Below are 16,088 nucleotides of genomic sequence, written 5' to 3'. Positions count from 1 at the left end.
TAGCCCCGCCAGCTGTGCGCGGTCGGGTCGTCCTCCTGCCGCAGCGCGTGCAGGGTGACCGCCGTGTCGCGCTCGTCGCGCAACTGGGCCAGGCGACGCTCCAGGCGCTGCACGTCGCGGTCCGCCGCCTGCTGGCGGTTGGCCTGCTCGTTGGCGCGGAACAGGTCCGCCACGTTGCGCCGGTCGCGCTGGGCCCTCGCCTCGGCGAGCCGGTTCTCGACGCCGCGCACCCGCTGGTCGACGATGTCCGGCCGGGCGGCATGCTGCGACGCCTCGATCATCCGCTGGATCGCGGCCGACCGCTCGGGGTCCCGCTCGTACGACTGCCGCATGTCGGTCAGCGTCTTGGTGTCCAGGCCGTACAGCGACGCCTCGAACGAGCGCAGCGGCGTCCCCTCGTGCACTGGACCGAAACCGCCGGGCACCACCATGTCGATGTCCGGCGCGGCGGACCGCGGCGGCTGCTCGGATCGCATGAACGGCTGGGGCTTCGGCTCGGGCCGCGGCGCGGGCGGCGCCTCATGGCCGGCCTCGTCGTGCTGCTGGTCGTCTCGATGCTGGTCGTTGTGCAGGGCGTTCAGATCGTCGATGCCGCGGTCACGCCCCAGCTGCCCGGTGAAGTCCACGAACTTCTGGAGGTGCTCGGTCGGGTGCCCGCCCTGGCGGGCCGGCTCGATCTGCTGCTGCACAACGTGGTGCACGGTCGCGAGATCGTTGTCGTCGTAGCCGCGCCAGCTGTGCCCGGCCGGATCGTCCTCCTGCCGCAGCGCGTTGAGGGTGATCGCCGTGTCGCGCTCACCGCGCAGCTGGGCCAAGCGGTTCTCCAGCAACTGCACCTGGCGCTCGTCGTCCTCCCGGCGGTTGGCCTGCTCCTCCCGGCTCGACCGGGTCCGAAGCGCGTCGGGCAGCCGGCTCGGCGCGGCGTTCTGGTCGCGGCGGGCCTTCGCGTCGGCGAGGCCCTCCTCGGCGGCCCGGATCCGGCGGTCGAACAGGTCGGGCCGCATCGCGTGCCGCGAGACGTCGATCATCTTCTGGACCGCGGCCGACCGCTCCGGGTCGTTGCTGTGCAGCTGCTGCATGGTGGTCAGCGAGTCGCGGTCGAGGCCGAACAGCGACGCCTCGAACGAGCGCAGCGGCGTTCCCTCGTGCACGGGGCCGAAACCGCCGGGCACGGTCATGTTCATGTCCTGGCCCTCGGCCCGCGTCGACGGTCCCGGCCGCATGAACGGCTGCGGCCTCGGCTCGGCCACCGGCGCGGGCTCCGGCTCGTGGGTCAGGTGCAGGTCGTCGTAGCCCCGGTCGCGGCCCAGCTGCTCGGTGAAGGCCACGAACTTCTCGAGGTGCTCGGTCGGGTGCCCGCCCTGGCGGGCCGGCTCGATCTGCTGCCGGGCATGGTCGTGCACGGTCCTGAGGTCGTCGTCGCTCAGGTCCCGCCACACGGGCGCGTTCGGGTCGTCCGGGTGCCGCAGCGCCTGCATGGTCAGCGCCGCCGCGCGGTCGTTGCCGACCTCGGCCAGGCGCTCCTCGTGCTGCTGCACCCAGCGCTGGGCCGTCGGGCCGGGATTCGCCTGCGCGTCGCGGTGGGCCCGCGCGTCGGCGAGCCCGTTCTCGATGGCCCGCAGCTGGTTGTCGAAGGTGTCGGGCCGGCCGGCGTGCCGCTCCAGGTCGATCATCCGCTGGACGGCGGCCGACCGCTCCGGGTCGTCGGCGTACGTCTGCCGCAGATCGGTCAGCGCCTTGTGGTCGAGGCCGTACAGCGACGCCTCGAAGGCCCGCTGCGACCGCTCCTCGTGCACCGCGCCGATGCTGCCGGGCATGAGGTGGTCCACGCCCGGGGTCCCGGTGTGCGCCGCACCCGGCCGCATGAACGGACCCGGCTCCGGCTCCGGCCCGGTCTCGTGGGCCGGGCCGCCGAACAGCGAGTGCTCGGGGGCGGCACCGCTCAGGCCCAGCTCCCGCACCTGGTTGTACACGCCGTACAGGCGCTCCGTCGGCTGCCCCTCCAGCCGCGCGTTGTGCATCAGGTCGTTGACGTGGTCCTCGATGGCGACGAGGTCGTTGCGCGACAGCTTCTCCCAGCCGGGCGCCTTCGGGTCGGCCGGCAGGTTCAGCGCGTACTCCGTGAGCGCCTCGGCGCGCTCCGCCTCCATCCGCCGCACCTCGGCGGCGAGCTGACGCTCGTGCTGTGCGAGCTCCTGCTGGGCCTCCTGGTGCTGCGCCTGCTCGCGCTCGGTCGCCGCCGGGTCCGGTGGCACGTCCGCGGCCTGCCGCAGGTCGTCGAGTTGCCGCTGCTTGTCTTCGATCTCGTGCCCGAGGTCGCCCAAGTGCTGCTCGAGGCCGCCTTCCTGAAGGCGGTTGATCCGCGTGACGGGGTTGTCGAGCCCCGGCTCCATCTCGAGTCGGCGGATCGGGACCTGCTGCTCGAACTCCTCGTTGCGGCGCTGCTGGCGCTCCGCGATGCCCTCGGTGAAGCGGTCGAACCGCTGGACCCGGTCGTTGAGCCGCGACGCCTCGGCCAACCGGTCGCGGTAGTCGTCGTGCTCGGTCAGCGCCAGCGTGTGTTCGATCTGCTTGACCAGATCCTTGGCGTCGGCCTCGGCCGCGCGGTGCGGGGCGAGGTCCTCGGCCGGCTCGAACATGTGGGTCACGCGGTGGCTGAGGGACTCACGCTCCTCGAAGCCCCGCCGGTAGTTCTCCACCGTGTCCTTCGCATCGTCCAACGCGGTCCGCAGCGCGTCGGTGCCCTGCCGCGCGACCTGCACCCAGGCCCGGCGCGCTGCCGGCTCGTTCTGCACCCGCTCGTGCAGCTTGCGCAGGTCCGACGAGTCGAAACCGGCCCGCTCGGCCAGCTCGACCTGCCGGCCCAGGTGCTCGTCGAGTTGGCGGAGCGCCGGGTAGCCGAGCTTGCGCAGCCCGTCGGCGTTGGGGCCGGCCACGTAGCGGTCGACCGCCTGCATCATGTTGGCCTTGCCCAGGTTGGCGTCCAGGTGGGCCAGCTCCTGGCTGGTGCTCCTGAGCCGGCCTTCGAGGCTGGTGATGTGCGTCTTGCGCTGGCTCTCGGCCGTAACGTCGCCGCCGCGCAGCAGCTTGTTCACCCAGCCGGTCCGCGACTTCGCGTCCCGGATCCGGTTCTGGAGGCCGGCGGCCCGGTCCTCGAGCACCTTCCGGTAGCCGGACGGGCCGTCGGGGTGGTTGGCCGCCCGCTTGAGGATCTGCGTCTGCCGGGCGTGGTTGTACGCCGTCCGGTCCTCGCCGTAGCTGGCGTCCTCGACGTGGTGGCCGACCTGCTCGGTGGTGCGGCCGCTCAGCCACGCCTCCGTGCCGTCGAGCATCTCCTGGTGGGTCTGCTCGCCCAGCGCGGAGTAACGGCCGTCGTGCGACTGGATCTCCACCGGCGGCGCGTCTTCCGGGCCGTGGTGGGTCTGCACGCCGTTGTGGTCGACGACGACGTGCGCGCCCAGCGCGTTGGCCACGGCGTCGGGCAGGTGCTGTCCCACGTGCGAGTCGTGCCAGGACGGGGTCTGCACGGCCTTGCCGACCAGGTCGGCCGACGACGGGATGGCGCCGTGCTCGACCACGGAGTTGGTGATGTGGTCGACGATGTCGTGGTCGCCGCCGGTCAGCCCGGGGCCGTCCATCATGCCGCGCACGGTCTGCCACCGCCGCGCCGACGGCGTGGCCAGGTCGTCGGCCAGGTTCGTCCGCCACTGCGCCAGCTTGGCGTCGCCGGTGAGCCCCGGCTGGTGCGGCTCCAGGTCGGGCGCGAACTTCTCCAGCGTGCGCTGGTCGACGTGGTCCGCGGCCCACCGGGACAGGCCCTGGTGGTCGAGGCCCTGGTACTGGTGCTGCTGCGGGTTCTGCTCGATGTGGTGCGCCACCGAGTCGGTGGCGGCGTCCACGGCCGACCGGCCGCCGAACGGCGTCGCGTGCGCAACCGGCACGTTCTGCATCGCCGAGCTGCGCAGGATCGACTCGACCAGCCCGTCGTCCACAGTGGACGGATGTGCCTGCTTCGGCGGGGCCGGTGGGGCCTCCGGCTCGACGTGGTGGTCGCCGACCGACTCGGCGTCGTAGGAGCCCGGCATCCGATAGGAGGACTCGCCGGCGTCGCGGTCGAAAGCCGGCGCCGCGCGGCCCTCGTCCTGCTGCTGGTGGAGGTGGTCCCGCATGTGCTGCTGGTATCGCTGCACGGTGTCGTGGGCCTGGCGCAGCTGGTTGGCCTCGTGCGAGCTCAGCACGTAGGTGTCGCCGTCCACCCGGGACTCGTGGTTGGTCCGGATGGGATTCCACTTCGACTGCGCCGGCGGCAGCCGGTAGTTGTCGTTCTCCACGCCGAACTTGCCGTGCATGCGCTGCCGGATCGCGGTGACGTCGTTCATCGCGTTGCGGACGTCGTGGGCCAGGTCGCTCGGGACCACGCCGCGCCGCTCCAGCTCGGTGACCCGGTCGATGGTGTTGGCGTGCTCGGTGATGCCGGAGTGCACGGCCAGCCAGCGGGTGCCCATGGTCAGCGAGCGCAGGAACTGGTCCTTGATGTTGGCCGGTCCGGCCGGCATCTCGCGCGGCCGGGTGTTGGCCCGCTCGGCCAGGCTGTCGCGCACCTCGTGGCGGACGTTGTCCGGCACGGTGGTGTAGCTCGCCTTCATGGCGTCGAAGGAGGGCGTGTGCCCGGTGCGGTCGGCGTGGTTCATGCCGTCGACCGGCACCACCCGGGAGTCGTAGATGACACCGAAGTTCGGCGCGCCGCTGGGCTGGCTCATGCTGCGGGTGGCCACGGCGTCCGGCCGCGCGTCCTGGTGGATCGGCAGCCACAGCGTGTCCGCCTCGAACAGCACCTTCTCGTCGCCGGTCGAACGCGGCAGCTTGCTGATGTAGCGCTCCCGGCCGAGGTTGAGCATGTCCTCGGTGAGGCTCTGCATCAGCTGGAGGTGCTGGTGCTCGCGCGAACCCGGCGGGACGTCGCCGATGATGGCGAAGTCCAGGTCGCTGGCCGGGCCGAGCTCGCGGCGGCCGTAGCTGCCGACGGCCACGACCGACCACGGGTGGTCGGGCTCGCCGATCATCTTGGCGGCCATCTTGGCCGCCTCGCCGACGATGTTGTCGGCCGAGGCCAGCACGATGTCCGAGGTGGTGCGGGAGATGTCGTGGTCGAGCCCGGTGTTGTTCTCGACCGCGCGGCGGGCGCTGGCCGACGCTGCCTCCATCCGGTTGGACAGGTCGTCGGCGGTGCTGAGCACATCGTGCAGGTGGGCGACGACAAGTCGGTTGCCCAGCTCGCCGGCGGTCTCCTGGCGCTCCCGCGGCGTCAGGTCGGTGCGGCTCAGCTTCTGGGCCAGGTCCTTGGCGTGCTGGTCGTCCATCCGGTCGGCCAGGTGCCGGGCCAGGTCGACCGAGGCCGGGTCGTGGTACTTGCCGACGTTGTTGGCGAAGTCGTCGGTGATCCGGTCGACCAGCTTGCGCTCGCCGCCGGTGTACATGTCGTCCGGCATGGTCGTCTCCGACAGCTTCGCCGGCCGGGACTCGATCTGCTCGGGCTGGTGCGGGTGCGGCTGGTCGTCGCCGCGGTGCGCGTGGTGCTCCAGCGGGTGGCCGTCGAAGTTGTCGGTGTGGAAGGCGTGCGGCGCGGCCTTGTTGGCCGCGGCCACGTGCTCCGGAAGCCAGCGGTCGCCGGACTCGATCCGGTCGGCGAAGTCGTCGCGGGCCTGCCGGCTCGCGCCCGGCAGGTAGCGCTCAGGGTCGTTGCGGATCTCGTCGGCCGTGCGCTGCCAGACGTTGCGGCTGTCGTGGGCCTCGCCGAGGTGGTGGTTGAGCATGCTGGCGAACGACTTCGCCACGCCCTGCCCCGGCTTTGGTCCGATGTGGACAGTGTCGTCGCCGGTCCGCGTCGGCGGCGTGTCCTCCTTGTGGTGCAAGCCTTCCGGCACCGGCTGCTTGCCGGTGAACATGTCGTGCGAGATGTCCGGCAACGCCGCATGGTCGTGTGCGACGTCCTCAATGCCCTTGATGTCCTTGGGCTGGTAACGAGAATTCGGATTCGCCAGACCATCGCCCATCGGGCTCTTGCCGTCGTCGATCCGGTTACGCAAGTCGTGCCGACCACCGTCAAGGCTCTTGGCCCGACGGCCGTCGTCACTGTTCAGGACCCGGACGTTGTCGTCCTTGCCCGAAATCCGATTCGGATTGTCGGGCGTGCCCGCCCGGTCGTTGTAGCGGTCCGGCAAGCCGAGGAAGTGGCCGACCTCGTGGGCGTACTCCCGGTCGGTGGCGTCGAGCGTCCAGCGGTGCTGGTTGACCGCGCCGTCCTGGTTGACGTGGATCGACTCGTGGGCCTGCCGCGGGTCGTCGTGGAACTCCACGCGGACGTGCAGTTCGTCGCCCGAGCTGGGCAGCTTGTGCTGGTTGTTGAACGCCTTGTCGACGCCGTCCTGGACGCGCTGCTTCAGGGCCTCGATGTGCGCGTGGTCGACGTTGGGGCCCTTGGCCAGGTGCAGCTTGACCGTGTGCTCCCGCACCCAGCGGCCCGGCTCCACCTCCATCCGGCGCACGTCGTAGTGGATCTTGCCGTTGACGTGGCTGAGCTGCGCCGGGCGGCCGTCGGCGTGGGTGCGCGGCACGTTCCGCTTCACATCCGGGTCGTCCAGATTGACCGTCCGATGTGGAGCCCGGTCGCGGCCCTGGTTGTACTGCTTGTTCCAGTCCCGCTGGCTCATGCCCTCAGGCTTGCGCGGGCCCGTGTGCGTGGCCGGCGGGGTGTGGGTGCCGGGCTCGTCGCCGGTGTGCAGGGTGTCGCCGATGTGCGGCGCGGGGTCGTTGTGCTGAGTCGTGTCGCCAGTGTTGTTGTGCGACACGGTGTTGTTGTCGTGCGGAGCGCCGTGGTCGACTGCGGGAGCGGAACGGCTCTCCAGCGGCAGCTGCGTGCGGGTGTGCCGGTCCAGGAAGTCCATGTACTGCCGGGTGGTGTCGTGGACCTTCTGCATCTCCGCGGCCTCGCCGTGGCTCAGCACGTACCGGTTGTTCTCGATCTTCGGCTCGTCGTTGGGGCTCTTGCCGAACGAGAACCGCGGCTTCGGCGGCGGCATCCGGAAGGTGTCGTTCTCGCCGCCGTACGCGCTGTGCATGCGCTGCCGCAGCGCCGACACCTTGTCCATGGCGTCGCGTACATCCTTGGCCAGCGCCGGCGGCAGCGCGCCCTGGTGCTCCAGCTCGGTCACGCGGTCGATGGTGTTGGTGTGGTGGGTGATGCCGGAGTCCACCGCCAGCGCGCGGGTGCCCAGCGTCAGTATCCGCTGGAACTGATCCTTGACGTTGACGTCGCCGCGCCAGTCCACCGGCTCGTCGCGGGCGGTGAACAGCTTGTCCCGCAAGCCGTTGCGCGCGTTCTGCCGGTCGGTCCGGTCCACGGTGGCGACGGAGTTCTGCATCCGGTCGTGCACCGGCGTGCCGTGTGAGTTGTCCACATTGGGCACACCGTCGATGTGCACCGGACGGGCGTCGTAGACCACGCCGGCCTTCGGGCCCTCGCCGTCGGCGCGCCGGCTGCGGTCCGCGACCTGCTCCGGACGCGCGTCGTTCTGCGTGTCCAGCCACATCGGGTCCGACTCGAACAACGACTTGCCGTGCGGGGAGCGCTCGTTCGGATCGGCCATCAGGTGCTCGCGGCCCAGGTTCAGCAGATCAGAAGTGGTGTCCTTGAGCAGTTCCAGGTGCGCGTGCTCCCGCGACCCCGGCGGCACGTCACCGACGATGGCGAAGTCGAGGTCGCTGGACGGGCCCAGTTCCTTGCGGCCGTAGCTGCCGACCGCGACCACCGACCACGGGTGCTCCGGCGCGCCGACCATCTTCACGGCCTGCTTCACGGCCTCGGCCACGACCCGGTCGGCCGAGTGCACCATGTGATCGGAGACCGCCCGCGCGGTCGAGCCGTCAAGCTTGCTGTTGCCGCCGGCCAGCACCTTCGCCGTCTCGGAGGTGAACTTCATCCGAGTGGCCAGGTCCTCGGCCGTCCGGTGCACGTCCTGGAGGTGGTGCGAGACCAGGCGCTTGCCCAACTCGTCGGCGTACTGCTTGCGGACGCCCTCGTCGATGTTCGGGTGCGACAACTTGGTGGCCAGATCCCTGGCCACGTCGTCGCCCGTCTTGTCGGCCAGGTGCCGGGCCAGGTCGAGGCCGGCGGCGTCGCCCCACTTGCCGGCCTTGCCGGCGAAGGTCTCCGTCATCTGGTCGACCAGCTGACGCTCGCCGGGGGTGTAGTCGTCCTCCGGCATCGTCCGCTCGGACAGCGGCCGGGTGACGGTCGGCGCCTCCGGCGGCGGTCCGTCGTGGTGGGCGGTGTTGTCGTGCGGCTGCTGGTCGTGGCTGGTCTGCTCGTGGCTCGTGGACGGCTCGTGGCTCGTGGACGGCTGATGGCTGGTGGACGCGCCGTGGTCGGCCGGCGGGACGTGGCCGGCCGCGCCGTCGTGGCCGGTGACCGGCGTGTGGGTGACCGGCGGGTTGCCATCACCCTCGCGGTTGAAGGACGGCGCCGGCCGGGACGTCACCGGGTTCGGGTCGTTGCGCAGACCGCCGTGCTGGTGGACGTAGTCGTCGATCTCCTGCTGCGACGGCTTGGGCGGCATGTCGTCGCCGAGGCGGGTGTTCATCCTCGGGTCGCCGAAGACCTGCGACATCGGGGTGTCCATGTGGAACACCTCGGCGCCGTCGTGCCGCACCGGGCCGCCGACCTGGGTCTCGGTCGGGTTGATGAACGCGACCGAGTCGCCGTCGTGCACGGACACGGTCTTGGTCAGCACCATGCCGACCGGGTGGTTGTCGTTCTTCGGGTCGTAGCCGGGCACGAAGCGGCGGTCGTCGCCCTCGCCCATCCCCTTGTGCCCCATGGCCGCGGCGGCGGCGACGGTCCGGTCGGCGCTGAACGGCACGAACCGGGTGTCCCGGGTGCTGAAGTCCGGCCGCTCGCCATTGCCCAGCGACGGGATCTCGCCCCGCTCCACCTGGCTCCAGGTCGGGTGCCAGGAGGAGATGCCCCGGTAGAGCTTGAGACCGCCCTTCAGGTAGTCGTCCACCTGCTTGAAGACGATCTCCTGGTCACGGTGGTCGGCGTTCTGCGCGAGCAGGTCCTTGCTGATGTACACGTCGTGGTCGTTGAGCTTGTAGAAGCCGCCCACGTCGTGCGCGTCGAGGGTGTTGTGCTCCAGGTCGAGGTGGACCGTCTCCGGCCCGGCCACGGCGTTCTTGATCTTGTCCCACCACGGGGCCGACCGCGAGTTCGGCGAGTTCGGGTCGTTGCGCAGCCCGCCGTGCTCGTCCTTGTAGGTCTGGACCTCGTGGTCGGACGGCTTGGGCGGCATGAACGAGCCCAGCGTGCTGCCGTCGTCCTTGCCGCCGAAGACCGCGTGCGCCGGCGTGCCCATGTGGAAGTGCTTGGCGTCGTAGTCGTGGATCGGGCCGCCGACCTGGGTCTCGCCGGAGTTGATGAACGCGACCTCGTCGCCGTTGTTGGCCGAGACCTTCTTGGTCACCACCATGCCGACCGGGTGCGCCGGGTCGTTCGGGTCGTAGCCGGGCACGAAGCGGCGGTCGTCGCCCTCGCCCATGCCCTTGTGGCCCATGGCCGCGCCCATCGCCACGTTGTGGTCGGCGGTGAACGGCACGTACTTGGTGTCGCGGGTGCTGAAGTCCGGGTGGTCGCCGCTGCCCAGCGGCGGGATCTCGCCGCCCTCGACGTGGTGCCAGGTCGGGTGCCAGGCCGAGATGCCGCGGTGCAACGTCAGCCCGTCGTTGCCCAGGTACTGCTTGACCTGGTCGTAGACGATCGCGGCATCGCGCGGGTCCCTGCCGTCGATCAGGTGCGAGCTGATGAAGACGTTGTGGTCGTCCAGCTTGTGGAAGCCGCCGACCCGGTGCGAGTTGACGCTGTGACCGCCGCCGAGGTCGATGTGCTCCGGCGGGTTGAAGGCGTTCTTGATGCTGTCGAACAGGCCGTGCCGGTCCTCGCGGGTGGCAGGACCGTGCTCGTGCGGCTTGCCGCCGCCGACCGGGTGGCCCTCGAAGTCGTGCGCGCCGAAGGCGTTCCTGGCGGCCTGGTTGGCGACGTCGACGTGCTGGGAATCCCAGTGGTTGCCGGACTCGATGCGGTTGGCCACATCGTCGCGGGCCTGCTGGCTCGCACCCGGCAGGTAACGCTCCGGGTCGTTGCGCACCTCGTCGGCCGTGCGCTGCCAGATGTCGCGGCTTTGGTGGCCGCTGCCGAGGTGGTCGTTCAGGTGGCTGGCGAAGGACCGGCCGACACCAGAGCCCGGGACCGGGCTGTGCGGCGCCGGCTCCTCGGTGTGCGGCGCGGGCTCCTCGCTGCGCGGCGGCGGCGTGTTCTCCCTGTGGTGCAGGCCTTCCGGCACCGGCTGCTTGCCGGTGAACATGTCGTGCGAGGTGTCCGGCAACGCCGCATGGTCGTGCGCGACATCCTCGATGCCCTTGATGTCCTTGGGCTGGTAACGAGAATTCGGATTCGCCAGACCATCGCCCATCGGGCTCTTGCCGTCGTCGATCCGGTTACGCAGATCGTGCCGACCACCGTCAAGGCTCTTGGCCCGACGACCATCGTCACTGTTGAGGACCCGGACGTTGTCGTCCTTGCCCGAGATCCGATTCGGATTGTCGGGCGTGCCCGCCCGGTCGTTGTAGCGGTCCGGCAAGCCGACGTAGTGGCCGACCTCGTGCGCGAACTCCCGGTCGGTCGCGTCCAGCGGGAACCGGTGCTGGTTCACCGCACCGTCCTGATCCACGCGGATGGTCTCGTGAGCACCCTTGGGGTCGTCGTGGAACTCCACCCGCACGTGCAGCTCGTCACCCGAGCTGGGCAGCTTGTGCTGGTTGTTGAACGCCTTGTCGACGCCGTCCTGCACCCGCTGCTTGAAGTTCTCGATGTGCGTGTCGGTGACGCCCGGGCCCTTGTCGATGTGGAACTTGACCGTGTGCTCCTGCACCCAGCGGCCCGGCTCCACCTCCATCCGGCGCACGTCGTAGTGGATCTTGCCGTCGACCCGGTTCAGCTCGGCCGGCCGGCCGTCGCCATGCGTGCGCGGCACGTTCCGCTTCACATCCGGGTCGTCCAGATTGACCGTCCGATGTGGAGCCCGGTCCCGGCCCTCGTTGTACTGCTTGTTCCACTCCTGCTCGGACAGGTGCTCGGGCTTGCGCGGACCCGAGTGGGTGGCCGGCGGCGGGGTCTCGGTGTGCGGCGTCTGCTCGCCCGTGTGCGGCGTCGGCGCAGTGTCGTGGTGGGTGGTGTCGTGGTGGGCAGTGTCGTTGTTGTGTTCGGCCGGCGGGCGGTTGTTCCCGGCGTGGTCGCCTTGGTGGTTCGAGTCGCCGGTGTTGCTGTGCGGAGCGGTGTTGCCGTCGTGCGTCGGGTCGCCGGTGCGGGGCGCGCCGCCGGTGTTGCTGTGCGGCGCGGTGTTGCTGTCATGCGGGGTGTGGTCGACCGGCGGCGCGGATCGGCTCTCCGGCGGCAGCTCCGTGCGCACGTGCTGGTTCAAGAAGTCCATGTACCGCTGCGTGGTGTCGTGGACCTTCTGCATGTCCGCGGCCTCGCCGTGGCTCAGCACATAGGTGTTGTTCTCGATCTTCGACTCGTCGTTGGGGCTCTTGCCGAACGAGAACCGCGGCTTCGGCGGCGGCGCCCGGAAAGTGTCCTTCTCACCGCCGTACGCGCTGTGCATCCGCTGCCGCAGCGCCGACACCTTGTCCATCGCGTCGCGCACGTCCTTGGCCAGCGCCGGCGGCAACGTGCCCTGGTGCTCCAACGCGTTCACACGATCGATCGTGTTGGTGTGGTGGGTGATGCCCGAATCCACCGCCAGCCCCCGGGTGCCCAGCGTCAGCGCCCGCTGGAACTGGTCCTTGACGTTGACGGGCTTGGTCCAGTCCACCGGCTTGCGGAAGTCGTGCAGGTTGTCCCGCAAGCCGTCGCGCACGTTCTCCCGGTCGTTCCGGTCCACGTTGCCGATGGTGTCTTTCATCTGGTCGTGCGCCGGCGTGCCGTGCGAGTTGTCCGCGTTGGGCACACCGTCGATGTGGACCGGCCGGGAGTCGTAGACCACGCCGGCGTTCGGCGCGTCACCCGGCATCCGCCGGCTGGTGTTCGCGACCGGGCCGGGACGCGCGTCGGCGTGGGTGTCCAGCCACAGCGTGTCCGCCTCGAACAACGACTTGCCGTGCGGGGACCGCTCGTTCGGATCGGCCATCAGGTGCTCACGGCCCAGGTTCAGCAGATCAGAAGTGGTGTCCTTGATCAACTGTAGGTGCGCGTGCTCCCGCGAGCCCGGCGGCACGTCGCCGACCACCGAGAAGTCGAGGTCGCTGGCCGGACCCAGCTCCCGGCGCCCGTAGCTGCCGACCGCGACCACCGACCACGGGTGCTCCGGCGCGCCGACCATCTTCACGGCCTGCTTCACGGCCTCGGCCACCACCCGGTCGGCCGAATTCACCACGTGATCGGAGACCGCCCGCGCGGTCGGGCCGTCAAGCTTGCTGTTGCCGCCCGCCAGAGCCTTCGCCGTCTCGGAGGTGGCCTTCATCCGAGTGGCCAGGTCCTCCGCGGTCTGGTGCACGTCCGCCAGGTGCTGGGCCACCAGGCGCTTGCCCAACTCGTCGGCGTACTGCTTGCGGATCTCCGGGTCGATGTCCTTGTGCCCCATCTTGGCGGCCAGGTCCTTCGACCCCTCGTCGCCCAACCGGTCGGCCAGGTGCTTGGCCAGGTCGAGGCCCCCGGCGTCGCCCCACTTGCCGGCCTTGTCGGCGAAACCGTCGGCCATCTGGTCGACCATCCTGCGCTCGCCGGGGGTGTACATGTCCTCCGGCATGGTCCGGTCGGCCAGCTTGGGGGTGATGTGCGGCGCCGCCGGCGGCGGGCCGTCGTCGTGGTGGCCGGTGTTGTTGTCGTGCGCCGACTGGTCGTGCGTGGTCTGGTCGTGGCTCGTGGCGGGTTCGTGGCTGGTGGACGGGCCGTGGTCGGCCGGCGGCACGTGGCTGGACGAGCCGTCGTGGCTGGTCGCCGCCGCGTGCGGGGCCGGGGTGTGGGTGGCCGGCGGGTTGCCGTCGCCCTCGCGGTTGAAGGACGGCGCCGGCCGGGACGTCACCGGGTTCGGCTCGTTGTGCCGGTCGCCGCTCTCCGTCTTCGGTCGCGGCGGTGCCGTCCGGTTCTGGTCGTCGCGGCCCTTCGGCGCCGTGTCCGGCTTGTCGTTGCCGCGGGTGTTCGGCCGGTTGTCCGAAGGCTGCGACCGGTTCGGCGTCGGCGACGCCGTCTCCCGCTCCGGCCTGCCGCTGGTGTTGTTCGACGGCCCGCCGTGGTGGTCGCCGCCGACGCCCATCGGTGGCGACGCGACCGGGTTCTCCTGCGGCGTCTGGGTTTCGTGCGGGGTCGGCGTCTCGTTGTGCGGCACCGGCTGCTCGATCGCCGCCTCGTGCGGCACCGGCGCGGCCGGGGTGTGGTCGACCGGCGGGACATGGTTGACCGCCGGAGCGTTCTCGGCCGGCGGGGTGTGGTTGACGGCCGGCGCGTTCTCCACCGGCGGCGTGCGCTCGGCCGGCGGGGTGTGGTTGACGACCGGGGCGTTGTCGGCGGGCGGGGTGTGCTGGGCCGGCGGCTCGTGCGGGGCCTGCTGGGTGAGCGGCTGCTGGACCGGCGCCTCGTGCTGGGTGACCGGCTCGTGGTTGGTGGTGGTGTTGTCGTGCGTGACCGGAGCGCTGTCCTTGGGCAGGTTGCTCTCGGTACTGATCTTCGGCGCGTCGGTCTTGGGGGTGTGGTCGACGGTGACGGGGCGGTCCGAGCCGCGCGGCGGCGGGGTGGCGGACGGCTGCGTCGGGGTGTTCGTGGTGCCGCGGCTCGGCGGCGGCGTGTTGCTGACGCCGCGTTCGCCGCCGGTGGTGGTGTTGTTGCCGCGGTTGTCGGTGACGGGGCCGTCGTGCTGGCCGCCCATCATCGGCGGCGGCGCGGATTGCTGCGGCTGCTGGGTGTGCGGCTGCTCCTGTGGGGCACGGGCCGGGCCGCCACCGGCGTCGGAACTGGTGCTGGTGTTCGCGGTCCGCCCACCGCCGAGGTTGCCGGTGTCGGTGTCCGAGCTGTGCTGCTGCACGGTCGAGTCGTCGTGGTGCTGCTGCGCCGGCGGCGGGGTCTGGTGTTGCTCGACCGGCGCGTTCTGGTGCTCGACCGGCGGCGTGGACTGGTGCTCCGCGGGCGGGGACTGGTGCTCCGCGGGCGGGGACTGATGCTGCGCGGGCGGAGTCGACTGCACCGGCGGGGCCGAGTGCTCGGCCGGCGGGGTGGCGTGCTGCACCGGGGGCGCGGCGTGCTCTACCGGCGGAGCCGAATGCTGCACCGGCGGGGTGGCGTGCTGCACCGGGGGCGCGGCGTGCTCTACCGGCGTAGCCGAATGCTGCACCGGCGGGGCCGCGTGCTGAACCGGGGGCGCGGCGTGCTGCACGGGGGGCGTGGACTGCTGCACGGGCGGGGCCGCGTGCTGCGCCGGGGGCGTCTGGTGCTGCGCCGGAGGTGTGGCCTGCTCGGGCGGGGGCGTCTGGGTGTGCTGCACGGGCGGCGGCGCGGACGTCTCGGTGCTCTGCTGCACCGGAGGGGCCGCGTGCTCGGTCGGCGGGGTCTGCTGCGTCTGCGGCGGAGTCTCGTGGGACGGGGGCGGAGTCTGCGAACCCTGCCCACGCGGCGGAGCCGACTGCTGCACAGGCGGCGTGTTGCTGCCACGAGAAGGCGGCGGCGTGGTGGACGAGGAGCCGCCACGCGAAGGAGCCTGCGGCGGCGGGGCGTCCTGGCCCTGCTGCACGGGCGGCGGCGCGCCCTGCGAGCCAGTGTTCTCGGCCGGCGGCGGCACGTTGTTCTGCGACCCGGCGTTGTTCTGGGAGCCGGAGTTGTTCTGCGAGCCGGAGTTGTTCTGGGAGCCGGTGTTCTCGGCCGGCGGCGGCACGTTGTTCTGCGACCCGGACGACGACGCGGGCGGCGGGGCCTCGGAACCGTGCGAGTTGCCGTTGCCGGTGTTGGCGAAGTTGTTGCCGCCGACAGGGGGCGGCGGGCCCTCCAGGCCCTCCAGGCCGGAGTGGTTTCCGTTGCCGTTGCCGGAGTTGAAGTCCTCGGAGTGGGTCTCCGGCGGGGTGAAGTCGCTGGAGGTGTTGGGCTTGTTGAAGTCGCCGGAGTCGAACTTGGGGGCGTTGACGTCGCCGACGTGGATGTCGCCCATGTGCGGCGAACCGCCGCCGTGGCCGCGCTTGCCGCCGCCGCCCAGCGCGCCGGCCAGGCCCGAGGTGAGGCCGTAGCCGAGGTTGGCGTCGTCGCCGTTCATCAGGTTGCTGATCTCGGTCATGCCGAGGCCGGTGGCGCCGCCGGCGATCAGCTGGCCGCCGAAGGTGTCGCCGAAGCCGGTGGTCTTGAACTTGCTGAGGCCCATGCCGATGCCGCCGCCCAGCGCACCGCCGATCGCGCCCATCTCGGCGGCGCTGCCGGTGTTGGCCCAGTTCCACGAGAAGTCGTCGCCGTTGAGCTTGGCCTTGATCGCCTGGATGGTCTGGATGGCGACGTCCAGCGCGACCTGGGAGACGACGCCCATCAGGATGGCCATCGCCAGCCGCCGCAGGATCATCGTCACGGTCAGCCGGGTGGCGGCGACGAAGCCGGGCACCAGCGCCTCGCTGGCGCCGAAGGTCCAGAACGCGTTGGCCGCGGCCCAGGCCAGCTCGGCGGCCAGCAGCACCAACTGGCCGATGATCATGTACTTGGAGTACTCGGTCTGCTGCGCGGTCTTGTTGGACAGCTTGGTGATCTGCTTGCCCGCGTCGACCAGGGCCGGCAGCTGCTTGTGCATCTGGGTGACGAACTGCGCGAACGCCTCGGCCGGCTGGCCGCTGAGATTGCCGGTGACCAGATTGAACAGCGGCTCGAACTCGCCGGAGATCTCCTGGATGGAGTTCGAGAACTCGGTCCACGCGCGGCCGAGCTCGCGCAGCTTGTCCTCGTCACCCTTGGGCCACGCCTGACCGGCAACGATCTTGAACAACCAGTCAAGCTCGGAGGGCATCTCCAGACTCAT

Annotated in this window: 1 protein-coding gene (only partly in view); it reads right to left on the bottom strand. The window is 71.0% G+C overall.

The features are described from left to right. Positions 1–16,088 carry the 5' portion of a putative nucleotidyltransferase substrate binding domain-containing protein gene (locus tag AB0M73_RS15975; RefSeq protein ID WP_363891354.1) on the bottom strand. 11,800 nt of this gene lie to the left of the window's left edge, so only the first 16,088 of its 27,888 coding nucleotides appear in the window; it begins with the start codon at positions 16,086–16,088; the stop codon falls past the left edge of the window.

Source organism: Kutzneria sp. NPDC051319 (assembly GCF_040682195.1).
In the GTDB taxonomy this organism is placed as follows: domain Bacteria; phylum Actinomycetota; class Actinomycetes; order Mycobacteriales; family Pseudonocardiaceae; genus Kutzneria.
This window is presented reverse-complemented; position numbering and strand designations above follow the sequence as displayed.